The organism is Enterobacter cloacae complex sp. 277I4, assembly GCF_050031465.1.
Lineage (GTDB): Bacteria > Pseudomonadota > Gammaproteobacteria > Enterobacterales > Enterobacteriaceae > Enterobacter > Enterobacter cloacae.
Window position 1 is genome coordinate 1125098 of sequence record NZ_JBLGWC010000001.1, and the last position, 23980, is coordinate 1149077.

At 54.6% G+C, this 23980-nt stretch carries 24 protein-coding genes; 8 read left to right on the forward strand and 16 right to left on the reverse strand.

Annotated features, from left to right (window positions below):
• Positions 1-32: 32 nt before the first annotated feature.
• Positions 33-917 (reverse strand): nucleoside-specific channel-forming protein Tsx, encoded by an 885-nt coding sequence (locus ACQG19_RS05250; protein WP_025756198.1) that lies wholly within the window; start codon positions 915-917, stop codon positions 33-35.
• Positions 918-1187: 270 nt separating this feature from the next.
• On the reverse strand, positions 1188-1727 hold the full coding sequence (locus ACQG19_RS05255; RefSeq protein WP_095908433.1) for a DUF3251 domain-containing protein: 540 nt from the start codon (positions 1725-1727) through the stop codon (positions 1188-1190).
• Between the two features lie 152 nt (positions 1728-1879).
• Here ACQG19_RS05255 and nrdR point away from each other — a divergent pair, with 152 nt between their 5' ends.
• The 5 genes from nrdR (at position 1880) to thiL (ending at position 5485) form a co-directional block, all read left to right on the forward strand.
• Positions 1880-2329, forward strand: coding sequence for a transcriptional regulator NrdR (gene nrdR / locus ACQG19_RS05260; protein WP_008503337.1), 450 nt, complete (start codon positions 1880-1882; stop codon positions 2327-2329).
• A gap of 4 nt (positions 2330-2333) precedes the next feature.
• The gene (gene ribD / locus ACQG19_RS05265; protein WP_013095839.1) at positions 2334-3437 is read left to right on the forward strand and encodes a bifunctional diaminohydroxyphosphoribosylaminopyrimidine deaminase/5-amino-6-(5-phosphoribosylamino)uracil reductase RibD; all 1104 of its coding nucleotides are present in this window, start codon (positions 2334-2336) and stop codon (positions 3435-3437) included.
• An 87-nt stretch (positions 3438-3524) separates the two neighbouring features.
• Positions 3525-3995 carry a 6,7-dimethyl-8-ribityllumazine synthase gene (ribH, locus tag ACQG19_RS05270; RefSeq protein ID WP_003859098.1) on the forward strand — a complete coding sequence of 157 codons (471 nt, stop codon included), beginning with the start codon at positions 3525-3527 and terminating at the stop codon, positions 3993-3995.
• 21 nt (positions 3996-4016) lie between these two features.
• A complete protein-coding gene (gene nusB, locus ACQG19_RS05275) occupies positions 4017-4436 on the forward strand; it encodes a transcription antitermination factor NusB (protein ID WP_006809908.1) in 420 nt (139 codons plus the stop codon).
• 77 nt (positions 4437-4513) lie between these two features.
• Positions 4514-5485, forward strand: coding sequence for a thiamine-phosphate kinase (gene thiL, locus ACQG19_RS05280; protein WP_246932709.1), 972 nt, complete (start codon positions 4514-4516; stop codon positions 5483-5485).
• Between the two features lie 74 nt (positions 5486-5559).
• Here the strand turns inward: thiL and ACQG19_RS05285 are convergent, their stop codons facing one another.
• The 4 genes from ACQG19_RS05285 to xseB all read right to left on the reverse strand — a co-directional run bounded on the left by ACQG19_RS05285 (position 5560) and on the right by xseB (position 9627).
• The gene (locus ACQG19_RS05285; protein ID WP_013095841.1) at positions 5560-6534 is read right to left on the reverse strand and encodes an aldo/keto reductase; all 975 of its coding nucleotides are present in this window, start codon (positions 6532-6534) and stop codon (positions 5560-5562) included.
• Between the two features lie 63 nt (positions 6535-6597).
• On the reverse strand, positions 6598-8460 hold the full coding sequence (dxs, locus tag ACQG19_RS05290) for a 1-deoxy-D-xylulose-5-phosphate synthase (protein ID WP_023622252.1): 1863 nt from the start codon (positions 8458-8460) through the stop codon (positions 6598-6600).
• A gap of 24 nt (positions 8461-8484) precedes the next feature.
• Complete coding sequence (ispA, locus tag ACQG19_RS05295; protein ID WP_014830869.1) at positions 8485-9384, reverse strand: (2E,6E)-farnesyl diphosphate synthase; 900 nt, start codon at positions 9382-9384, stop codon at positions 8485-8487.
• Complete coding sequence (gene xseB / locus ACQG19_RS05300; protein ID WP_008503331.1) at positions 9385-9627, reverse strand: exodeoxyribonuclease VII small subunit; 243 nt, start codon at positions 9625-9627, stop codon at positions 9385-9387.
• Between the two features lie 191 nt (positions 9628-9818).
• On the opposite strand from xseB, the gene thiI reads away from it, so the two are divergent.
• Both thiI and ACQG19_RS05310 read left to right on the forward strand, forming a co-directional pair.
• The gene (gene thiI, locus ACQG19_RS05305) at positions 9819-11267 is read left to right on the forward strand and encodes a tRNA uracil 4-sulfurtransferase ThiI (RefSeq protein ID WP_013095844.1); all 1449 of its coding nucleotides are present in this window, start codon (positions 9819-9821) and stop codon (positions 11265-11267) included.
• Positions 11268-11434: 167 nt separating this feature from the next.
• Complete coding sequence (locus ACQG19_RS05310; RefSeq protein ID WP_038418736.1) at positions 11435-12610, forward strand: IS4 family transposase; 1176 nt, start codon at positions 11435-11437, stop codon at positions 12608-12610.
• 110 nt (positions 12611-12720) lie between these two features.
• On the opposite strand, the gene yajL is transcribed toward ACQG19_RS05310, so the two are convergent.
• Positions 12721-13314, reverse strand: coding sequence for a protein deglycase YajL (gene yajL, locus ACQG19_RS05315; RefSeq protein ID WP_040021552.1), 594 nt, complete (start codon positions 13312-13314; stop codon positions 12721-12723).
• Complete coding sequence (gene panE / locus ACQG19_RS05320; protein ID WP_038418797.1) at positions 13277-14188, reverse strand: 2-dehydropantoate 2-reductase; 912 nt, start codon at positions 14186-14188, stop codon at positions 13277-13279. The genes yajL and panE overlap by 38 nt, the downstream gene beginning before the upstream one ends.
• Positions 14189-14316: 128 nt before the next feature.
• Between panE and ACQG19_RS05325 the strand changes: the two genes are divergently transcribed.
• The gene (locus ACQG19_RS05325; RefSeq protein ID WP_008503327.1) at positions 14317-14808 is read left to right on the forward strand and encodes a YajQ family cyclic di-GMP-binding protein; all 492 of its coding nucleotides are present in this window, start codon (positions 14317-14319) and stop codon (positions 14806-14808) included.
• 32 nt (positions 14809-14840) lie between these two features.
• Here ACQG19_RS05325 and ACQG19_RS05330 read toward each other — a convergent pair whose 3' ends face one another.
• The 8 genes from ACQG19_RS05330 to ACQG19_RS05365 form a co-directional block, all read right to left on the reverse strand.
• On the reverse strand, positions 14841-16202 hold the full coding sequence (locus ACQG19_RS05330; protein WP_013095847.1) for an MFS transporter: 1362 nt from the start codon (positions 16200-16202) through the stop codon (positions 14841-14843).
• A 149-nt stretch (positions 16203-16351) separates the two neighbouring features.
• Positions 16352-17239: a heme o synthase gene (gene cyoE, locus ACQG19_RS05335; protein WP_013095848.1), complete on the reverse strand. Its 888-nt coding sequence runs from the start codon at positions 17237-17239 to the stop codon at positions 16352-16354.
• Between the two features lie 11 nt (positions 17240-17250).
• Complete coding sequence (locus ACQG19_RS05340) at positions 17251-17577, reverse strand: cytochrome o ubiquinol oxidase subunit IV (RefSeq protein ID WP_006176899.1); 327 nt, start codon at positions 17575-17577, stop codon at positions 17251-17253.
• Positions 17577-18191 (reverse strand): cytochrome o ubiquinol oxidase subunit III, encoded by a 615-nt coding sequence (locus tag ACQG19_RS05345; RefSeq protein ID WP_246931624.1) that lies wholly within the window; start codon positions 18189-18191, stop codon positions 17577-17579. The genes ACQG19_RS05340 and ACQG19_RS05345 overlap by 1 nt, the downstream gene beginning before the upstream one ends.
• Positions 18181-20172 (reverse strand): cytochrome o ubiquinol oxidase subunit I, encoded by a 1992-nt coding sequence (gene cyoB / locus ACQG19_RS05350; RefSeq protein WP_013095850.1) that lies wholly within the window; start codon positions 20170-20172, stop codon positions 18181-18183. Before cyoB ends, ACQG19_RS05345 begins: the two co-directional genes overlap by 11 nt.
• A 16-nt stretch (positions 20173-20188) precedes the next feature.
• Positions 20189-21136: a cytochrome o ubiquinol oxidase subunit II gene (gene cyoA / locus ACQG19_RS05355; protein ID WP_013095851.1), complete on the reverse strand. Its 948-nt coding sequence runs from the start codon at positions 21134-21136 to the stop codon at positions 20189-20191.
• Positions 21137-21615: 479 nt separating this feature from the next.
• Positions 21616-23091 carry a muropeptide MFS transporter AmpG gene (gene ampG, locus ACQG19_RS05360; RefSeq protein WP_038985373.1) on the reverse strand — a complete coding sequence of 492 codons (1476 nt, stop codon included), beginning with the start codon at positions 23089-23091 and terminating at the stop codon, positions 21616-21618.
• A 45-nt stretch (positions 23092-23136) separates the two neighbouring features.
• The gene (locus tag ACQG19_RS05365) at positions 23137-23715 is read right to left on the reverse strand and encodes a lipoprotein (protein WP_013095854.1); all 579 of its coding nucleotides are present in this window, start codon (positions 23713-23715) and stop codon (positions 23137-23139) included.
• Positions 23716-23980 lie beyond the last annotated feature (265 nt).

The window sequence follows — 23980 nt, forward strand, 5'->3', positions numbered from 1 at the left end:
AGCGTCAGCGCCACCCGGCAACAATCACATGATTAGAAGTTGTAACCCACTACCAGGTAACCACCCCAACCGGTAGAACGGACGCTGAAGTCGCCGTTGCCGAAGTTCAGGCTGGCGTCGTCGTTCCACTGTCCGCCGTTGTGCCAGTAACGCGCAACAACAGAGTAGTGCCAGTGATCGTAGTTCAGCGCCAGGATGTGGCTGGAGGCGATGGAGTCGTTGGTGCGCGCTTTCTTACCGTTCAGATCGCGGAAGTCGTTGTCGCCCAGATCGGAACCCCAGTCAAAGTTGGTGAAGCCGATATAGCTCAGGTTGCCGCCCCACAGCTGGGTGATTGGCACAAAGTATTTCACTTTGAAACGGTACCCATCCCACTCGTTTTCGTTCGCGGCACCGTAGTTCTGCCATTGATATTTAGCGTACACGTTCAGAGACAGGCTCATTGGCAGGCCCGTGTCGATGTCGGTACCCAGACCCATATACCAGGTGCTCTGGCGACCGGACTTGTTACGGCCCATGTCGTAGATATAGTTGTTCGCGAAATACCACTCTTTGAACGGACCAAACGCCAGGCTGGTACCAGTCAGTTTATCAATAGAGAAGCGCGGTTCGATCTCCATGAACAGTGGGGAACCGTGGTTCCAGATACCTTTTGCGTCGGTGTTACCACCGAAGAAGACCGGTGCATCCATATAGCCGTAGAAATCAAACCAGTCTTTCTTGGCGAACGCTTCGTACTCCAGGTAGGTATCGTTACGGATTTGAGGTCCGAAACGGGTGTGGTAGCTGCCGACCACGTTAACGCTCTGGTGCCACCAGTCGGAGAGGTATTGTGGTTTATCGTTTTCCGCTGCGTTAACAGTGAAAGAGGAGGACAATGCCAGCACGGCGCCGGCTGCGAGTAATGTTTTTTTCATAATCATGCCACTGATTGAAATTCCCTTCCGGGAGTGAAAAATGCGCGAATTGCGTTTCTAAATATTTCGTGTTTCTGCGGAGCCTATTATAGGAATCCTTGCTCACAAAAATATGTGTTGTTTCACATATCTCTCACACGCGTAATCGATTGCGTTCACGTTTGCGTACTTTAAACGGCCGGGATTGTAGCGGCAATCATTTATGTTGCCAATCCATACGAAATGTAAATGTTAGCGGAGTGACATTTCACTCCGCTCAAAAGGGGGGGGTTACAGCGCGGCGGGTTGGATATCGTGAATACGGATAAAGCCTAACTGATCGGGCGTAAGGCCGCTTAACTGCAGCGGAATATCCACATCACTCGGCGCTAAAACACTGGCCGGGGCGGTGAAGAGCTGATTCTTCACGTTCACCTCCTGGTAATTCTCGGTGGTGCCCTGGATCTGGCCCCACTCGACGGTGCCGCTAAAGGCTGGCAGCGGATCGTTGGACTCACCCTGAATGCGTAATGTTGCGCGAGTACCATCCGCATTTGCCGCCACATTCACCAGCGACATTTTTAACGTGCCAACCTGGCTGTTGAGACGGGCAGGGGTGTTGGCCCCCGGCAGCAAATACACTCCGCTGGTGGATTTTGCATTCAGCGCGTTTTGCTGGGTGATCTTCACGGTCTCTTTGTTCAGTTTGTCCATTGCCGTATTGAGCGTATTCACGCTCTGTTTCATCTGGCGGACTTCGGTTTGCTGTGCACAGGCACTAAGGGTGAAGAGGCTCCCCACCAGCAGAATTTTCAGGTAACGTCTTGTCATTGCGTTTAATTCCTTGAAATAACGGATCACCGTAATGGTAGCCAGCATCATCCCGACAGACATAGATCCTTTGTCTCAAAAAGCTCTTCCTTTGTTGTCAGGCCAGTTCAGGGTAAAATGAAAGTCAGTTAACCAGATAACAGGGATACCGTATGCATTGCCCATTCTGCTCCGCTGTGGATACCAAAGTCATCGATTCTCGTCTTGTGGGCGAAGGGTCTTCCGTACGCCGCCGTCGGCAGTGTCTGGTATGTAACGAGCGTTTCACGACCTTTGAGGTGGCAGAGCTGGTCATGCCGCGCGTGGTAAAAAGTAACGATGTGCGCGAGCCGTTTAACGAAGAGAAGCTGCGCAGCGGAATGCTCAAAGCGCTGGAAAAACGCCCCGTCAGCGCGGATGACGTCGAAATGGCGTTAAACCACATTAAATCTTACCTTCGTGGTCTGGGTGAACGTGAAGTGCCCAGCAAGATGATCGGCAATCTGGTGATGGAGCAGTTGAAAAAGCTCGATAAGGTTGCCTATATCCGCTTCGCCTCTGTCTACCGCAGTTTCGAAGATATCAAAGAGTTTGGCGAAGAGATCGCCCGCTTACAGGATTGAGTCCATGCAGGATGAGATGTACATGGCGCGCGCCATGAAGCTGGCGCAGCGCGGTCGATTTACCACCCATCCTAACCCCAACGTCGGGTGCGTCATTGTTAAAGATGGCGAGATCGTGGGCGAAGGTTTCCACTACCGCGCGGGCGAGCCCCATGCTGAGGTGCATGCCCTGCGTATGGCGGGTGAAAAAGCGCGCGGAGCGACGGCCTACGTGACGCTTGAGCCGTGCAGCCATCACGGGCGCACACCGCCATGCTGTGAAGCGCTGATTGCGGCGGGAGTGTCGCGCGTTGTCGCTGCGATGCAGGATCCTAATCCCCAGGTGGCCGGACGTGGTCTGTACCGTCTGCAGCAGGAAGGGATCGATGTTAGCCACGGCCTGATGATGCAGGACGCGGAAGCGATTAACAAAGGCTTCCTGAAGCGTATGCGTACCGGGTTCCCGTATATTCAGCTCAAGCTGGGCGCCTCACTGGATGGCCGCACGGCGATGGCGAACGGCGAAAGTCAGTGGATCACCTCGCCGCAGGCAAGGCGCGATGTGCAACATCTGCGTGCGCAAAGCCATGCTATCCTCACCAGCAGTGAAACGGTTCTCGCGGACGATCCGGCCATGACCGTGCGCTGGAACGAACTGAATGCCGATACCCAGGCGCTGTATCCGCAGGAAAACCTGCGTCAGCCGCTGCGTATTGTCATTGATAGCCAGAACCGCGTCACGCCTGAACACCGCATTGTGCAGCAGCCCGGTGAAACCTGGATTGCCCGCACAAAGGAAGATTCACGCGACTGGCCGGAAAGTGTGCGCAGCATTATGGTGCCGGAGCACAACGGTCATCTGGATTTAGTGGTGCTGATGATGCTGCTGGGTAAGCAGCAGGTGAACAGCATCTGGGTGGAAGCCGGCCCGACGCTGGCAGGCGCACTGCTCCAGGCGGGTCTGGTCGATGAACTGATTGTCTACGTTGCGCCTAAACTGCTGGGTAGCGACGCGCGTGGCCTGTTTGTGCTGCCCGGCCTTGAAAAACTGGCCGATGCACCACAACTCAAATTTAGCGAGATTCGTCCGGTGGGTCCGGATGTTTGCCTCCATTTAACGACAGCGTAATTGCTCCTGAAATAGGGAAGCAGTGCGCAAAGTATTATGATAAAATCCGCCCCCCTGCGGGGCCAAATGAACCCGTAAAGGAAGAGTATGAACATTATTGAAGCTGCTGTAGCTACCCCGGACGCTCGCGTCGCCATCACCATTGCGCGTTTCAACAACTTCATCAACGATAGCCTGCTGGAAGGTGCGGTTGACGCCCTGAAACGTATCGGCCAGGTTAAAGATGACAACATTACCGTTGTGTGGGTTCCAGGTGCTTACGAACTGCCACTGGCAGCGGGCGCGCTGGCGAAAACCGGTAAATACGACGCGGTGATTGCGCTGGGTACCGTTATTCGTGGCGGCACTGCGCACTTCGAATACGTTGCGGGCGGTGCAAGCAATGGTCTGGCGCACGTTGCACAGGACGCTGAAATTCCTGTCGCGTTCGGCGTGCTGACCACCGAAAGTATTGAACAAGCCATCGAACGTGCTGGCACTAAAGCCGGTAACAAAGGTGCAGAAGCTGCACTGACCGCGCTTGAAATGATCAATGTATTGAAAGCCATCAAGGCCTGATTTTTTTGTAAGGGGAATTCCGTGAAACCTGCTGCTCGTCGCCGCGCCCGTGAATGTGCCGTTCAGGCACTTTACTCCTGGCAGTTGTCCCAGAACGACATCGCTGATGTTGAATACCAGTTCCTGTCAGAACAGGACGTGAAAGATGTTGACGTTCTGTACTTCCGTGAACTGCTGTCGGGAGTGGCGACTAATAGCGCGTATCTCGATGGTCTGATGAAACCCTACCTCTCCCGTCTGCTCGAAGAGCTGGGTCAGGTAGAAAAAGCAGTGCTGCGCATTGCGCTGTTTGAGCTGTCTAAACGTGATGATGTGCCGTACAAAGTGGCCATCAACGAAGCGATCGAACTGGCGAAAACCTTCGGCGCTGAAGACAGCCACAAGTTTGTAAACGGCGTTCTTGATAAAGCAGCACCTGCGATCCGTCCCCACAAAAAGTGATCCGCAAACCGGAGCTCTGCATTGCCTGACGGGCAGTGCGGCTCCGGTTTTTTCTTTTATTTGCTGAGGCATAACGTATGGCATGCGGCGAATTCTCCCTGATTGCCCGTTATTTCGACCGTGTCAGAACCTCTCGTCTTGATGTTGAAACCGGCATTGGCGATGACTGTGCACTTCTCAATATTCCCGAAAAACAGACGCTGGCAATCAGCACCGACACCTTAGTGTGCGGGCGCCATTTCTTACCTGATATCGATCCTGCCGATCTGGCGTATAAAGCGCTGGCGGTCAACGTGAGCGATCTGGCTGCGATGGGGGCCGATCCGGCGTGGTTAACGCTGGCCCTGACGCTGCCAGAGGTCGATGAACCCTGGCTTGAAGCCTTCAGTGACGCTCTGTTTGAGCAGCTTAACTACTACGACATGCAATTGATTGGCGGTGATACCACGGCGGGGCCGCTATCGATGACGCTCGCGATCCACGGTTATGTGCCGGCTGGACGCGCGCTGAAACGCTCCGGGGCGAAACCTGGCGACTGGATCTACGTCACCGGTACGCCGGGCGACAGCGCAGCGGGACTGGCGATCCTTCAGGATCGCTTAACCGTGAACGATACTGACGACGCGGCATATCTGGTCAAACGCCATCTGCGGCCAACGCCGCGTATTCTTCACGGCCAGGCGCTACGCGAACGGGCAAGCTCGGCTATCGATCTCTCGGACGGGTTAATCTCAGACCTCGGTCATATTCTGAAGGCCAGCGGTGTCGGCGCGCGCGTTGACCTTGATCTGTTCCCGCTATCAGAGCAGATGCTTCGACACGTCGAGCCTGAGCAGGCGCTGCGCTGGGCGCTCTCCGGTGGAGAAGATTATGAGCTGTGCTTTACCGTGCCTGAGCTCAACCGTGGGACGCTGGACGTGGCGTTAGCGCATCTCGGCGCGAAGTTTACCTGTATCGGCCAGATCATGCCGGAGAGTGAAGGGCTGAAGTTTGTGAAAGATGGTGCGCCCGTTACGCTGGACTGGAAAGGGTACGATCACTTCGGGTGATGTTGTGCGATCTGTACTGCCGGGTGGCGGCTTCGCCTTACCCGGCTTACGTATCAGAGGGTTAGGGAGAGGGATTACTTAAACCCTACCACCGGATGCTGCTGATACGGTGTCTCCAGCTCGGCAATCTGCTCCGGCGTCAGCGTGATATCCACCGCATTCAGCAGTTCATCAAGCTGCTCTTCCCGCGAAGTGCCAATAATCGGTGCCGCGACGCCGCGTTTACCCAGCAGCCATGCCAGCGCGACCTGGGCGCGGGTGGCTCCGGTATCGTCGGCGATCCCGGCTAACCGTTCGGCAATTAACGCATCGCTGGCTTCTGTACTGGAATAAAGATTTTTTCCTACTTCATCCGATACCAGGCGGGCCGTGGTTTCCCCCCACGGACGGGTCAGGCGACCACGTGCCAGCGGGCTCCACGGGATCACCGCCACGCCTTCCTGATAGCAGAGCGGTAGCATCTCGCGTTCTTCTTCGCGATAGATCAGGTTGTAGTGATCCTGCATGGTGACGAAACGCGCCCAGCCATGTTGCGCCTGCAGAGCCAGCGCCTGGGCGAACTGCGACGCGTGCATAGACGATGCGCCGATGTAGCGCGCTTTACCGGCTTTCACCACATCGTTGAGCGCTTCAAGCGTCTCCTCAATGGGCGTGTTGTAATCCCAGCGGTGAATTTGCAGCAGGTCGACATAGTCCATGTTCAGGCGTCGAAGGCTGTCGTCAATGGAACGCAGGATCTGGGCGCGAGAGAGCCCCTCAGCCAGATCGCCCACCGGGTAATAGACCTTGGTGGCGACGACGATTTCATCACGACGCGCAAAATCGCGCAGGGCACGGCCGACGATCTCTTCACTGCTGCCGTCGGAGTAGCTGTTGGCGGTGTCAAAGAAGTTAATGCCACCTTCAATGGCGCGTTTGATGATAGGGCGGCTGCTCTCTTCCGGCAGCGTCCAGGCGTGATTACCCCGGTCAGGCTCGCCAAAGGTCATACAGCCCAGGCAAAGTCGGGAAACGTTAAGATCCGTTTTTCCTAATGTCGTGTATTGCATGGTTCCACTCCTGCTTTTTTAAACAATACGTTTAAGCATAGCAGGAGCGGAAAAGGGGAAGGATCAGGCAAGCCAGCTACGAATTTTGGCTTCAATACCAGCGGCGTCCAGGCCAATTGCCGCGCGGGCTTCGTCCTGAGTACCTTGCGGAATGAAGTGATCCGGCAGACCAAGGTTCAGTACCGGAACGGCTTTACGGTTCGCCATCAGCACCTCGTTCACGCCGCTACCTGCGCCGCCCATGATGGCGTTTTCTTCCAGCGTCACCAGCACCTCATGGGTTTCTGCCATTTCCAGGATCAGGGATTCATCGAGCGGTTTCACGAAGCGCATATCCACCAGAGTGGCATTAAGCGCTTCAGCGACCTTAGCGGCCTCTGGCATCAGGGTACCAAAGTTCAGAATTGCCACTTTCTCACCGCGACGTTTCACCAGACCTTTACCTATCGCCAGTTTTTCCAGCGGCTGCAGCTCAACGCCTACCGCGTTACCGCGTGGATAGCGAACCGCGCTTGGACCATCCTGATAGTGATAGCCGGTATACAGCATCTGACGACATTCGTTTTCGTCGCTTGGCGTCATGATAACCATGTCCGGAATGCAGCGCAGGAACGAAAGATCGAATGCACCCTGGTGCGTCTGGCCGTCAGCACCTACGATGCCTGCGCGGTCGATAGCAAACAGCACCGGCAGCTTCTGGATGGCAACGTCATGGATCACCTGATCGTAGGCGCGTTGCAGGAAGGTGGAGTAGATCGCCACCACCGGTTTGTATCCACCAATCGCCAGACCCGCCGCGAAGGTGACTGCGTGCTGCTCGGCAATCGCCACGTCAAAATACTGGTCAGGGTATTTTTTGGAGAACTCGACCATGCCGGAACCTTCACGCATGGCCGGGGTGATCGCCATCAGCTTGTTGTCTTTCGCCGCGGTTTCACATAACCAGTCGCCGAAGATTTTGGAGTAGCTCGGCATACCGCCGCTGCTTTTTGGCAGACAACCGCTGGTCGGATCGAATTTAGGTACCGCGTGGAAAGTGATCGGATCTTTTTCCGCCGGTTCGTAACCACGGCCTTTCTTCGTCATGATGTGCAGGAACTGCGGGCCTTTCAGGTCGCGCATGTTCTTGAGCGTGGTGACCAGCCCCAGCACATCGTGCCCATCAACCGGACCAATATAGTTAAAGCCCAGCTCTTCAAAGAGTGTGCCCGGCACGACCATGCCTTTGATGTGTTCTTCGGTGCGCTTGAGCAGCTCTTTGATTGGCGGTACGCCAGAGAAGACTTTCTTGCCGCCTTCGCGCAACGTGGAGTAAAGCTTGCCGGAGAGCAGCTGTGCCAGATGGTTATTCAGCGCGCCGACGTTCTCGGAAATCGACATTTCGTTATCGTTCAGGATAACCAGCATGTCCGGCTTGATATCGCCCGCGTGGTTCATGGCCTCAAAGGCCATCCCGGCGGTGATGGCGCCGTCGCCGATCACGCAGACGGTGCGGCGCTGCTTGTTCTCTTTTTCGGCGGCCACGGCAATACCGATACCCGCAGAGATGGAGGTGGAGGAGTGGCCGACGCTTAAAACATCGTACTCACTCTCACCGCGCCACGGGAACGGATGCAGGCCGCCTTTCTGGCGGATCGTGCCAATTTGATCGCGACGACCCGTCAGAATTTTATGTGGATAGGCCTGATGGCCCACGTCCCAGATGAGCTGATCGAACGGGGTGTTGTAGACGTAGTGCAGCGCAACGGTCAGCTCGACCGTGCCAAGCCCGGAGGCGAAATGTCCGCTGGAGCGGCTTACGCTGTCGAGCAGATAGCGACGCAGCTCGTCGCACAGCTTCGGCAGGTTCTCTTTCGGCAACAGACGCAACTCCTGGGTGGAGTCAACTAACGCCAGTGTCGGGTATTTGGCAATATCAAAACTCATCAAAGGCTCATCGAGATAGTGTGTTTATTTATCACGCTGGATTATATAGTCCGCTAGCGCTTCCAGTGCCGAGGTATCGAGAGACTGCGCGGCCAGTTCATTCAGCGACTGGCGGGCTTCCTCTATCAGATCCCGGGCTTTACGCTGGGCTTGCTCAAGACCCAGCAGGGCGGGGTAGGTACTTTTGCCAAGCTGCTGATCCGCACCCTGACGTTTACCCAATGTTGCAGTATCGCCCACCACATCCAGAATGTCATCCTGAACCTGGAACGCCAGACCGATACTTTCTGCGTATCTGTCCAGAATCGGCAGGGCTTTGCGCCCCTGTTCACCCGCGCTCAGTGCGCCCAGGCGAACGGCGGCACGAATGAGTGCGCCCGTTTTATGCCGGTGAATACGCTCCAGCTGTTCCAGATTAACCTGACGTCCTTCTGCCTCCAGATCCAGCGCTTGCCCACCGCACATTCCGGCAACGCCGCTGGCCATCGCCAGCTCGGAAACCATTGCCAGACGGTCGCGATCGCTGACTTCTGCCATCGGCGCATCGCTCAGAATAGAGAATGCCAGCGTTTGCAGAGCATCCCCCGCCAGGATGGCATTCGCTTCGCCAAACTTAATATGGCAGGTTGGCTGACCGCGACGCAGATCGTCATCATCCATCGCCGGTAAATCATCGTGGATCAGCGAGTAGGCATGGATGCACTCAACGGCGGCAGCCGGGGCGTCCAGCGTAGTATCGCTGATACCAAACATATTGCCTGTGGCGTAGACGAGGAACGGGCGCAGGCGCTTTCCACCCAAGAGTGCGCCATAGTGCATGGCCTCAACCAGTGGAGTGTTCTGAAAAGGTTGTGGCGCAATAAAACGGCGCAGGGCGTCGTTGGCGCGAATGACTCGCGCCTGAAGCTCGTTAGCAAAATCCATTTACTCGGCGTCCGGTGTGAAAGGCGTTGTCTTAGCGTCTTCGCTATCGGAAAGCAGGATCTGCACACGCTGCTCGGCCTGCTGCAGTTTAACCTGCCCCTGGCGCGCCAGCTGCACGCCACGCTCGAATTCGTTGAGCGCCTCTTCCAGCGGTAAATCACCGCTCTCAAGGCGGGTGACGATCTGCTCCAGTTCACTCAGCGCAGTTTCAAAACTGGCCGGTGCGTCGTTCTTCTTCGGCATAGTGAATTGACTCTTATATTCTCAGCCCCGACATGGTAACGGACTCGGGGCAATTATCAAATAACGCGCAATGTGCACAGGAACGGCGCGATGGTGGTATACTTGCGCGCCTGGATGCAGCCACGGGTGTGGGCTGTAATATTATTTTCCATTACAAGCCTTAATACGCTTGCCTAAGAAACATTGCCGCCATGAAGTTTATCATTAAATTGTTCCCTGAAATCACCATCAAAAGCCAATCTGTGCGTTTGCGCTTTATTAAAATTCTCACCGGGAACATTCGTAACGTTTTAAAACACTACGACGAAACCCTCGCCGTGGTGCGCCACTGGGATCACGTTGAAGTTCGCGCGAAAGATGAAAACAAACGTCAGGACATTCGCGACGCGCTGACCCGTATTCCGGGTATTCACCATATTCTGGAAGTGGAAGATGTTCCGTTCACTTCCCTGCATGACATCTTCGAAAAAGCGCTGGTGCAGTATCGCGACCAGATCGAAGGCAAAACCTTCTGCGTGCGCGTGAAGCGTCGCGGCAAGCACGAATTCAGCTCTATCGAGGTGGAACGTTACGTTGGCGGCGGTCTGAACCAGCATGTTGAAACGGCGCGCGTGCGTCTGACCAACCCGGATGTCACCGTGAACCTGGAGATCGAAAACGATCGCCTGCTGCTGGTGAAAGGGCGTTACGAAGGTATCGGCGGCTTCCCAATCGGTACCCAGGAAGATGTGCTGTCCCTGATTTCCGGTGGTTTCGACTCTGGCGTCTCCAGCTACATGCTGATGCGTCGCGGCTGCCGTGTGCATTACTGCTTCTTTAATCTGGGCGGCGCGGCGCATGAAATCGGCGTGCGTCAGGTGGCACACTATCTGTGGAATCGCTTTGGCAGCTCGCACCGCGTGCGCTTTGTGGCGATCAACTTCGAGCCAGTGGTTGGCGAAATCCTGGAGAAAGTGGACGACGGTCAGATGGGCGTGGTCCTCAAGCGTATGATGGTGCGTGCGGCCTCTAAAGTAGCGGAACGCTATGGTGTGCAGGCGCTGGTCACCGGTGAAGCGCTGGGTCAGGTTTCCAGCCAGACGCTGACCAACCTGCGTCTCATCGACAATGTCTCTGACACCCTGATCCTGCGTCCGCTGATCTCTCACGACAAAGAGCACATCATCGATCTGGCGCGCGAAATCGGCACTGAAGATTTTGCCCGTACCATGCCAGAGTACTGCGGCGTGATTTCGAAGAGCCCGACGGTCAAAGCGGTAAAAGCGAAGATCGAAGCGGAAGAAGAGCACTTCGATTTCAGCATTCTGGATAAAGTGGTGGAAGAAGCGTCCAACATCGACATCCGTGAGATTGCCCAGCAGACCGAGCAGGAAGTGGTTGAAGTTGAAACCGTGAGCGGTTTCGGTGCCAACGACGCTATTCTGGATATCCGCTCCGTTGATGAGCAGGACGACAAGCCGCTACAGGTGGAAGGGGTGGAAGTGGTTTCTCTGCCGTTCTATAAGCTGAGCACCAAATTTGGCGACCTCGACCAGAGCAAAACATACCTGCTGTGGTGTGAGCGTGGGGTGATGAGTCGCCTGCAGGCGCTGTACCTGCGTGAGCAGGGCTTTGCGAATGTGAAGGTGTATCGTCCGTAGTTTTTTGCGGGTGTGTGTGTGGCTTGATGCCCTCACCCTAACCCTCTCCCACAGGGAGAGGGGACTTAATCTCCCTCTCCCTTAGGGCTGAGGGTTCCCCAGAAAAATGAAAAGCACGATGAAGTGTGATCTACTGGTTGCGCTAACAAATCAGAAGAGACCTCATCGTGCCTTTACAGACAGTCTGCCAGAAATTTTTCTCCGCGTCTTTACCGGATGTTCACAGCTTCCGGATTAATGTCCTTGTTTCCATGGCCGTTGCCCTCACGCACGGTGCGGATCTGACCCTGACCAGCCTTGGTCGCACTCTTCCCGGCAGAGCGCACGTCAAAAATAAAATTAAACGTGTTGACCGTGCCCTGGGTAATACCGCCCTTCACCGGGATATTCCCCGTATTCAGCACCTGCTCACACATACCATCACCTCCCTGATGCCCTTCTGTGTGATTGCTGTCGACTGGACAGGCTGGCATGACAGGAACTGGTATCTTCTGCGGGCAAGCCTGGTCTGTAATGGTCGCTCACTGCCGCTTATGAGTGAGGTTGTCCCCGCAGAGCTGGCGCAGAACAGTGATGTACAGTGCCGCTTCCTTGACCGCCTGCATGATGCCATCCCGAAAGATAAAGCCGTCACCATCATTACGGATGCAGGCTTCCGGACAGACTGGTTCCGGCATGTCAGCCAGCTGGGCTGGAGCTTCACCGGCAGGGTCAGGGGCTGCATCAGCTTCCGGCTGGACGGAGATAAAAAATGGATGAAAATCAGTGAGCTTGAGGCTACCGGACAACCGGTCTGCGTGGGTTACGGTGTCCTGTCCCGTAAACCACGAACGCCCTGTTACGGCCGGTTCTATCTGCATAAGCGCCCTGACGCAGGGCGTCAGGGAAAAGGGGGGATGCCGAAAACACAGCGGGAACACCGCAGTAGCGCGCGGGAGCCCTGGCTGCTGTTCAGTAATGCAGAGGGACTGGAGCCGCACCAGATAATGGCCCTGTACAGCCGCAGAATGCAGATAGAACAAAACTTCCGGGACGACAAAAGTCCACGCTTCGGGTTCGGTCTGAGGCTGAGCCGGAGTCAGGGAAAAGGGCGACTGGAAGTGCTGAATATGGTCGCGGCAATGGCAAGCCTGGTGATGTGGCTGGCAGGTTACAGGGCAGAAAGGCAGTGTTTACACTGGCACTATCAGGCAAGCAGCATCAGGCACAGACGGGTGCTGTCATACCTGAGTCTGGCAGAAGAAGTCATCCGGCATGAGCCCGGGAAAGTGAGACGGCTGAATATAGTTAACGAGATGAAAAAGCTGGGAAAAGAGTACAGTAATATGGTCATGGTGGCATGACCATATTACTGGGGATCCCTCAGCCCACGGGGAGAGGGCGCAAACATTAAAAACGGCAACCTGAGGTTGCCGTTTTGCTTTTACCTACCGCCACCCGGCTTTTCTTTGCACTACTCTTCATAGTAGTTATAAATCCCCGCCGCCATCACCAGCGTTGAGGCGACTTCGTAGGCTTTCTCCCGCCCGACCAGCAGGTCAACAATCTTTAAGCCAAAGTCTATCGCGGTACCTGGCCCCTGGCTGGTGAGCAGGTTGACGCGCGGATCCCAGACGACGCGTTTATCCACCCACTGCTCTTCCGGGATGGTCTCTTTCAGCCCCGGGAAACCGGTCATGTTACCGATGGGAAAGATATTATGCGGAACCAGCACGGTGCCGGCGGCGGCACAAATGGCAGCAACGATACGTCCCGACAGATGAAACTGTCTGACGGTTTCGACTAACAGAGTGCTGTCGCGAAAATACTCCGCCCCTTTCAGGCCGCCGGGCAGCACGATGATGTCATAGTCCCCGTCGGCCACCTGTACCAGTGGCGCATCCGCGAGGAGTTTCACTCCTCGGGAGCAGGTAATAGCCAGGTTGCCATCGCTGGCGACGCTGGCGGTGGTGACCTGAATGCCGCTACGCACCATGATATCGATGGTGGTGACCGCTTCTGTCTCTTCGCTACCAGGGGCGAGGCAAACCAGTGCCGACGCGCTCATATTCACTCTCCTTACGTTTTACCAGGTCATACAGGCGGGCGTTTTCCGGCACAATGATACCGTGTGCGCGGGCGCGTTTTAGCAGATAGCCAGTGATGTAGTCGATTTCCGTGTGGCGTAGCGCCCGAACATCCTGCAACATGGATGAGATATTTTCTGCCGTACTATCAATAACCTGCTCAACATAATAGCGTAAATCATCCGCCGATGTGTGTAAGCCTTCACGCTCGATCACTGAGGCGACTTCAGCACAGAGGGTGGCAACCTCCTGCGGATGGTGCTTCAGTTCCCCGTTCGGGCAGTCCCACAGCGCCGTCAGCGGATTGATCACACAGTTAACGGCCAGCTTACGCCACAGCTGAGGGCGGATGTTGTTGTGCCAGGCCACGTCCGGAAGCACCGTTTGCAGGGTGTCTGCCAGATAACTGTAGTCGCCGTCCTGGTCCCGGGCAGGTCCAATATGCGTGACGCCGCTGGCGACATGCACAATGATATTGCCGTCACGGCGTGCGGCGTGCGTGGTGGTGGCCATCAGCAGCGGCTGCACAATGCTTTTCAGTTCATCAATCGTCCCCATGCCGTTATGCAGGAGTAAAACGGGCGACGTGGGGGGAAGCTGGGCGGCCAGCGCTTTTACTGCATCTGAAACTTGCCACGCTTTGAGCGTCACCAGCAGCAGGTCGCTATGCGCCAGGAAATCAGGATCGTTCGCGGTGAGGGATTCGTTAAAGATACTTCCGTCTTCACCAATCAGGTTTACACTGCAATAGGGCTGAGGTACGCGCAGCCAGCCCTGAACTTCGTGTCCGTGCTTGCATAGTGCGGTCAGCCAGAGTTGACCAAGGGCTCCGCATCCGAGCACTGTAATTTTCATTGTTCCTCCTCACCTGCAACTGCGCCAGGTGTTACGGCCTAAGTATAGCGCCGTCAGCTAAGCTTCTGTTGAGTTATGCCTCGTAGCGGGTATTATGCAACGCAACAAAAATGAAGGGAGAAGAAAAGATGCCATCTTTCGATATTGTTTCCGAAGTTGATATCCAGGAAGTTCGCAACGGCGTAGAAAACGCAACCCGCGAAGTTGAGTCACGTTTCGATTTTCGTGGCGTTGAAGCCTCGTTTGAGCTGAACGATGCCAATAAGACCATTAAGGTGCTGAGCGAATCTGATTTCCAGGTCAACCAGCTGCTCGATATTCTGCGTGCCAAGCTGTTAAAACGCGGCATTGAAGGGACCTCGCTGGATGTACCGGAAGAGTTCGTGCACAGCGGTAAAACCTGGTTTGTTGAAGCCAAACTGAAGCAGGGCATTGAGAGCGCGGTTCAGAAGAAAATCGTTAAGCTCATCAAAGACAGCAAGCTGAAGGTTCAGGCGCAGATCCAGGGCGAAGAAATTCGTGTTACCGGAAAATCCCGTGATGATCTGCAGTCCGTCATGGCGCTGGTGCGCGGCGGCGATCTGGGACAACCGTTCCAGTTTAAAAACTTCCGCGATTAAAACGAAAAAGCCCGGTTTAACCGGGCTTTTTTTCAGGCTTTCAGCGCCTGTTCAACTTCAAAGCGGTTTGTCACCTTACTGTCTATTTTGACATACGCGCTGCGCTCTTCTGCCGCGAGAAGCACTTCACTCACGCCCTCTGTCGATGCAAGACGCTGTTTCAGCGCATCGTTGATCTCAACGTCGTCAGGAATTTCTACCCGCAGGCTACTGACGTAGCGCGGCTCTTTCATGGTACCGGCAACCAGCAGCCAGACCGTCGCCAGCAGTGCGCCTGCGAGGAAGACGGTTTGGGAATCAAACAGGCCGTCGACCCAGCCGCCGAGGGCACCGCCAATGGCCACGCCGATGAACTGGCTGGTGGAGTAAATCCCCATCGCCGTGCCTTTATAACCGGCAGGGGATTCTTTGCTGATCAGTGACGGCAGCAGGGCTTCCATCAGGTTAAACGCCAGGAAGAAGAGCTGCACACCGGCAACCAGTTCCCAGAAGTGGGGGCCAGCGCCCCAGAGCACGATCTCGGCAATCAGCAATACCGCCACACAGCCAATGAAAACGCGCTTCATTTTGCGCTTCACTTCGGCATAGATAATAAACGGTACCACCGAGACAAACGAAATCACCATCGTCACCAGATAGATTTTCCAGTGTTCTGCCGCCGGGAAACCTGCGGCAGCCAGTTGACCGGGCAGGGCGACAAAGGTCGACATCAGCAGAATGTGTAGACACATAATGCCGAAGTTAAGCTTCAACAGGCGCGGCTCAACCAGTACCTTGCTAAAGCAGCCTTTGACCATCCCGGATTCACGGTTGAGGACGTGGTTTTTGCTGTCCGGTACCACCCACAGCGTTAAGGCAATACCGATGGTCGCCAGCACGGCAATCATCCAGAACAGGGCGTGCAGGCCAAGCGTGTGGGTAATAATGGGGCCGAGCACCATCGCAATCGCAAACGTGACGCCAAAGCTCACGCCGATAAATGCCATCGCTTTGGTACGGTTCTGTTCACGGGTTAAATCCGACAGCAGCGCCATCACGGCGGCGGCAATCGCGCCGGAGCCCTGCAGGGCGCGGCCAAGAATAATTCCCCAGATGGAGTGGGAGAGGGCGGCGATGATGCTACCGAGCACAAAAACCAGCAAACCACCGACAATGAGCGGCTTGCGGCCGACGCGGTCAGAGAGCAGACCAAACGGGATCTGGAATACCGCCTGAGCCAGACCATAAATACCAATCGCCAGGCCAATCAGCGCTTCGCTGGCGCCCTGCAATGCCATGCCGTATGTGGTCAGAACAGGCAGGACCATAAACATGCCAAGCATCCGTAGCGAGAAAACAGTCCCTAAACCCCAGGTCGCACGCAGCTCGCCCGGTGTCATTTTATAATCGTTCATTGCCACCTCAATTCAAAAGCAGGCCATAGTGTAGTGCGGGGAAGGGGCGGGGTAAATAAAGGGTTATTTAACAAATATTACATGCGTTATTGATAGATTCAGTGAATAAAAAAGGGTGCCGAAGCACCCCTTTATTCACCTGTTGTGGCTTACCAGACGTAAGTCAGCAGGTTATGCGAATCCGGCACCATAAAGTCCACGGACATCATCACGGACAGCGAGGTGATGGCAACAATCGAGAACACAAACAGTTTGCGCGCCCAGACTTTGTCATCTTCCACTTTGTAACCGCGCAGGGCCATACCGAGCCACCAGACGCTTACCGCTGCGGCCACCGCCAGATATTTATACCCGGCGTAACCCCCCAGCGAGAGCATCAGCGTTGCCACGGCAAAGGCGATGATGTACAGCGTGATGTGGTTCTTGGCAACGGAAATACCTTTCACGACCGGCAGAACTGGAATGTTCGCTGCCTGATAATCCTTAAAGCGGAAAATCGCGATGGCATAGGAGTGCGGCATCTGCCACAGGCTAAAGATAGCCAGCAGGATCAGCGCACCGCTGTCGAACTCGTTCGTGACGGCGCAGTAGCCAATCACCGGCGGCGCAGCGCCGGAGAGAGAACCAATCAGCGTGCCGTAGACGGAGTGACGCTTCATATACAGGCTGTAAACGCCCACATACACCACGAACCCCATCACCCCCAGCCAGCAGGCCAGCGGGTTAGCACCAAACCACAGCAGCATAAAGCCAGCAATACCCAGCAAGGTGGCGTACACCAGCGAGACGGAAGGGGCGATCAGGCCTTTCACCAGCACCCGATTTTTGGTCCTTTCCATCTTCTTGTCGATATCCATGTCGATGTAGTTGTTAAATACACAACCGGACGCAACAACCAGTGACACACCGACCAGCGTGTAGATAAAGAGGGTGTAATCAATGCTGCCTTTGGAGGCCAGCAGGAACCCTCCGATCACGGAGATCAGGTTGCCAAAGATGATGCCTGGTTTCGTTACTTGCAGGTATTGCTTAAACATACTCGCCGCTCTTAGTGAACCATCATGTTGTAGTTAAGGTTCCACATAATCCAGATGGAACCGACTACCAGGATAGCGATGATAATCACGGTAAAGATGAAAGCCGTCATGTTCCAGCCTTCATCGGACTTGGTGTTCATGTGCAGGAAGCAAACCAGATGCACCAGAATCTGAATCACCGCGGTCACCAGGATTGCACCCAGAATAACCGGCTTAGACGCAGAACCGCTCATCACCATCCAGAACGGGATCACCGTCAGGATGATCGACAGGATAAAACCTGTCATGTAGGTTTTTACGCTACCGTGGGAAGCGCCATGATCGTTTGAATGACTCATTACATCGCCCCCATCAGATAGACAACAGAGAACACACAGATCCACACCACGTCCAGGAAGTGCCAGAACAGGCTCAGGCACATGATACGGGTACGGTTAGTGCTGGTCAGGCCGCGACGGGAGATCTGGAACATCAGAACCGCCATCCAGATCAGACCGGAGGTCACGTGCAGACCGTGGGTACCGACCAGTGCGAAGAACGCAGACAGGAAGCCACTGCGATCCGGCCCGAAGCCTTCCATAATCAGGTGATGGAATTCATAGATTTCCATCCCTATGAATCCAGCACCAAACAACCAGGTCAACGCCAGCCAGGAGACAACCAGGCTCTTGTTGTTTTTGTACATGGCGATAGCCGCCATGCCGTAGGTGATGGAGCTGAATAACAGCAGTGCGGTTTCAACCAGAACGAACGGCAGTTCAAAAATGTCCTTGCCGGTCGGGCCGCCCGCTGTGCCGTTCACCAGAACGGCATAGGTTGCGAACAGACAGCAGAACAGAATGCAGTCGCTCATCAGGTAGATCCAGAACCCGAAGACTTTCGTCGGTCCTGTATCGTGGTGCGCATGTTCATGCGCGTGGGCAGTCGAGTGCGCCAGAGTATCAGTTGCCATTTTTCAGCCCCGCTTTAGAAATCTCGTCGAAATGCTGATTTTCCAGCTTTTCAACTTCACGGACTGGTACGTAGTAGTCCACGTCCTCGTCAAAGCTCTTCACAATCCAGCTGATTACGATGCCAGCGAAGCCAACAATCGCCATCCACCAGATGTGCCAGATCATTGCGAAACCAAATACCGTTGCGAAAGCGGCAATCACGATGCCCGCTGCGCTGTTTTTCGGCATATGGATCTCTTCGTAATGGTCAGGTTGCTTGTACGCTTCACCTTTTTCTTTCATTTCCCAGAATGCATCACGTTCGTGAATGTGCGGCACTACGGCAAAGTTATAGAACGGAGGTGGAGAAGAGGTCGCCCACTCCAGCGTACGGCCACCCCATGGGTCACCGGTCAGGTCGCGGTTCAGGTTACGGTCACGGATGGACACGTAGTACTGAATCAGCTGGCACAGAATACCGCAGGCAATCAGCGCGGCACCGCCCGCTGCAACCATCAGCATTGGGTGGAACTGCGGATCGATCTGCTGGCTCAGACGACGGGTCATACCCATGAAGCCCAGCACGTACAGCGGCATAAATGCTACGAAGAAGCCAATGATCCAGAACCAGAACGCGCGTTTACCCCATTTCTCGTTCAGCGTGAAGCCGAACGCTTTTGGCCACCAGTAGGTTACGCCAGCGAAGCAGCCGAAGACCACGCCACCGATGATAACGTTATGGAAGTGCGCAATCAGGAACAGACTGTTGTGCAGAACGAAGTCAGCACCCGGTACCGCCAACAGTACGCCGGTCATCCCACCTACGGAGAAGGTGACGATGAAGCCGATGGTCCACAGCATCGCTGAGTGGAACACGATACGGCCCTGGTACATGGTGAACAGCCAGTTGAAGATCTTCACCCCGGTAGGGATGGCGATAATCATGGTGGTAATACCGAAGAAGGCGTTTACGTTCGCGCCCGCACCCATAGTAAAGAAGTGGTGCAGCCAAACGATGAACGACAGAACGGTAATACAGACGGTTGCCCACACCAGAGAGGTGTAACCAAACAGACGTTTACGCGAGAAGGTTGCTGCGATTTCGGAGAACACACCGAAGACAGGCAGAACCAGAATGTACACTTCCGGGTGACCCCAGGCCCAAATCAGGTTGATGTACATCATCATGTTGCCACCCATGTCATTCGTGAAGAAATGGGTGCCCAGGTAGCGGTCCAGGGTCAGCAGCGCGATGGTGACGGTTAGAATTGGGAAGGATGCGATAATCAGTACGTTGGCGCACAGAGATGCCCAGGTAAATACCGGCATCTTGAACATGGTCATACCAGGCGCACGCATCTTCAGGATGGTCACGAAGAAGTTGATACCGGTCAGGGTGGTACCGACACCGGAGAGCTGAAGCGCCCAAATCCAGTAGTCAACGCCAACGCCCGGGCTGTACTCAATTCCTGACAGCGGTGGGTAAGCCAGCCAGCCGGTCTGAGCGAATTCGCCCACGCCCAGTGACAGGTTAACCAGGATAACGCCGACAACCGTAAACCAGAAGCTCAGGTTGTTCAGGAACGGGAACGCAACGTCGCGCGCGCCAATTTGCAGCGGAACGACAACGTTCATCAGACCGATAACCAGCGGCATCGCCACGAAGAAGATCATGATAACGCCGTGAGCGGTAAAGATCTGGTCGTAGTGGTGCGGTGGCAGGAAGCCGGCTTCACCCGCAGACGCGAGTGCCTGCTGGCTACGCATCATGATCGCATCCGCAAAGCCACGAATTAACATGACGATACCGACGATGCAGTACATGATACCGAGTTTTTTGTGGTCAACCGAAGTCAGCCACTCGTTCCACAGGTAGCTCCACTTACCGAAGTAAGTGATCAAGGCCAGTAAGGCCGCGCCACCGATGATAATGGCAGCCACCGTAACCATGATAATCGGTTCATGGTAGGGCACTGCATCCAGTGTCAATTTTCCGAACATTTTCTTCCTCGGCCCCTTAGTGAGCGGTTTCCGCGTGGCTCATGTCCATGCCTTCCATACCTTCATGTGCGCTATGCTCGCCTTCAGGCTGGGTCATGTCCATGCTCTTGCCGTGATCCATAAATTTGCCAATAACGTCTTTGAACAAATCAGGTTTCACGTTAGAGAAGTACTCCACCTTGTTGTATTCGCTAGGTGCAGCCACTTTTTCGAACGCCGCCATGTCAGACATGGTGTTTGGAGACTGCTTCGCTTTTGCAACCCATTGGTCGAAAGCGGCACGGTCCGGCGTCGCAATAGCTTTGAACTTCATACCTGAGAAGCCCGGGCCGCTATAGCTGGCGGAGATACCATCATAGGTGCCTGCTTCATTCGCGATCAGGTGCAGGTTGGTCTGCATACCAGCCATCGCGTAAATCTGGCTACCCAGACGTGGGATGAAGAAGGAGTTCATTACGGAGTTGGAGGTCACTTTGAACTGAACCGGAGTGTTCGCCGGGAAGGCGATTTCATTCACGGTAGCAATGCCCTGCTCTGGATAGATGAAGAACCATTTCCAGTCCATGGAGACCACTTCGATGGTAATTGGTTTTTCATCGTGAACCAGCGGTTTGCTTGGCTCAAGTGCGTGAGTGGTTTTCCAGGTCAGCACAGCGAGGAACAGGATGATCAGAATAGGAACCGTCCAGACCACAGCTTCCACTTTATTGGAGTGTGACCAGTTAGGGCTATACTTCGCATCTTTATTGCTCGCACGATACTTCCAGGCGAAACCAACAGCCATCAAAATGGCTGGAATAACCACAATCAACATCAGGCCAAATGCCGTCAGTATCAGTGAACGTTGTTCCAGTCCAATCTGTCCTTTGGGGTCAAGTAGTGCAGAATCGCAGCCACTGAGTAATACAGTGCCTGCGAATAATGACAACCATCCCAAACTTTTATTGTATTTCCTGAGTCTCATTTAACGACCTCAATTCCACGGGAGTCTGGTGGCGTTTAAAGTGTGGGGGCATTTTACGGGAAGGTTACATTACTGTAAACATCATTAGGCCTGTGTCAGGAAGGTGTTACCGGGTTCTGCCGCACATGTCACAAGTGTTGCAAATTATGTCGGTTTTTATGACCGAAGCCGCATGGCATGGGCTTTATAACGAAAGGACCCCCAAGCATACCCTAAAAGGGGCAATTGGTATAACCATTGTTAAAAATAAACAAAAAATTAACAATTAATTATCAATAAAAAGACAATTAAAAAACGAAAATTCAATCTTTCCCAAGCTGAATCGTTTAATGAAAAATAGCCTGAAAGAAATGGCTCCAATAATTTCCGAATCCTATCCCGCACAAAACAACAAATATTTTTTTTAGCGTTTGTCGGTTATTTCACCGTTATAATTTCGGCCGGTGATTACAACGGGAAATAACCTTTCGCTTTTATCTTCAGGTTGTCTGCGTTTTACGCAGAGCCAGAAAATCGAGCAACCCACCGAGCAGGATCCCGACGACCGCCAGCAGGGCGCCGACATCAAGGAGAAGGGCTTCAAGAGGAAGCACCAGGGGGGTAGTGGCATTGATGATAAGCACCACGAGCCATAACCCCAGCGCCAGACATCCCACCATTAACAGGCGTAGCGCAAAACGGTAGGCGCGCTGATATTCCGTTCGCGGCATAAAGTGTTCTGTTCGCTGGGTATATTCCAGCGTCTGGCGGCAGACCAGCAACAATAAAATGCCTGGCACGGCTGCAACCACGGAGAAGAGATAAAACGTTGGCCAACCGTGCGCTTCAACAAACCAACCGGCAATCGGCCCCACATATACGCGGCCCACGGCAGAAAGCGCCGAGAGCAGGGCGAACTGCGTTGCAGAAAACGACTTGTTGCAGAGCGTCATCAGCAGGGCGACAAACGCCGCGGTACCCATTCCGCCACACAGGTTCTCAAAGAACACTGCTGCCGCCATGCTAATCATATGTTTATCGGTAATCGACAGCAGCCAGTAACCCGCGTTAGACGCCCCCTGCAGAATGCCGAAGATCAGCAATGCCCGGAACAAGGTCAGGCGCTGCATCAACACCCCGCCGTAAAGTGCGCCGACGATAGTGGCAAAGAGCCCGAGGGTTTTGTTAACCACTCCCACTTCACCGGCATCGAACCCGACGCCGCGGATCAGGAACGTGGTGGTCAGGCTCATCGCGAAGGCATCACCCAGCTTATAAAGGACGATGAGCAGCAGGATCAGCCAGGCATTGTTGCGGCCAAAGAAATCACGCAGCGGTTCGGCAACGGCCTGCTCCAGAGAACGGGGGACCGGGATCACGTCGCTCGGTTCAGGGGCGAGGAGGGTGGCAATAATGCACGGGATCAGCAGGGCGGCCATCAGCCAGTACATGCCCTGCCAGCCCAGATAACGGTCAGCCAGCCACAGCGCCAGCCCACCAGATACCAACATGCCGAGGCGATAGCCCAGCACGCTGATGGCCGCACCGGCTCCACGCTCTTCTGCGGGTAACACGTCCGTTTTCCAGGCATCAAACACGATATCCTGTGACGCGGAACAGAAGGCGATCACCACCGCAAGCGCCGCCATCCAGCGAAGCTGTGTCGACGGCTCAAGGAATCCCATGGCGGCAATGGCCAGCAACAGCAGGACCTGCGTCATCACCAGCCAGCCACGACGACGGCCCAGGAACGGCGGGGTGTAGCGATCCATCACCGGCGACCACAGGAACTTAAAGACATACGCCTGGCCGACGAGCGAGAAGAAGCCAATGGTTTTGAGATCGATATTCTCAACCGTCATCCAGGCCTGCAACGTGCCGGAAGTGAGCGCGAGGGGTAAACCGGAGGCAAAGCCAAGGATCAGCAGAATGGCTGATTTGGGTTGCTGGAAAATGCGTAAGTAATGACTGGACATGTTCTTAAAAACTGACCCGGTAGAACACCGGGTCAGTCAGCAGGATTAACGCGCGTTTTGCTTGATAAAGTCGTGAATGCTGGTGTCCTGCGCCATATCGGCGATGGTATCGGTCAGCACGCTGTTTACGGCGTTCGCAATGTTTTGGTTAGAGGCCTGGAAAGCACCTTCTACGGAGTAGCTGGCACGATAGTTTTTGGTCATCTTGTTGCCGTTCTTCGCGGTAGCGATGATGGCGATGTCCGCTTTGGTGGAGATGTTGTAGCGCACGTTACCCTGGGAAACGTCAGCGTACAGGTTGTTAACGATGATCTGCAGATCAACCGCGCCGCTTGGGCCAATCATGTAACCACGAGAGGTCATCTGTTTCTCCAGCACTTCCTGCAGCAGGAAACGCAGGTCACGGGAAGCGGTCAACGTCACCAGTTGGTTGTCGCGGGTCACTTTCGCCAGGGCCTGATCCTGACGCTGATCGGCACCGTTAATGCTCACGGTCACGCCCATCAGGCTTGGATCCTGCTGAGGCAGCGTGATTTTTGGTGAGACATCAATAGTTGTTGGCGGGGTAGCGCAGCCTGCCAGCATAAAGAGGGCTACCAAAGGAAAGAAGAGTTTTTTTAACATTTTCGGGTTCTCAACGAATCGTAAGCATATAGAGAGAAAAATTGCCGCCATCATAACATCGCTAACGGCCAGGGGAAGTGGTCAACGCATGTAAATTCATCGCCTTGTCTGAAAACTGACCAGTTCGCCCTTTTTCTCAACCTGTGTGTGACAAAACGTATGAGCCTCACAGTGAACTTCATTCGTTTGAATGAGAAAATAAGACGAAAGCTAAATATTTGTTGTCTTGTTGTAATGGAACCGGTAAAAGCGGCTAACATTTAAA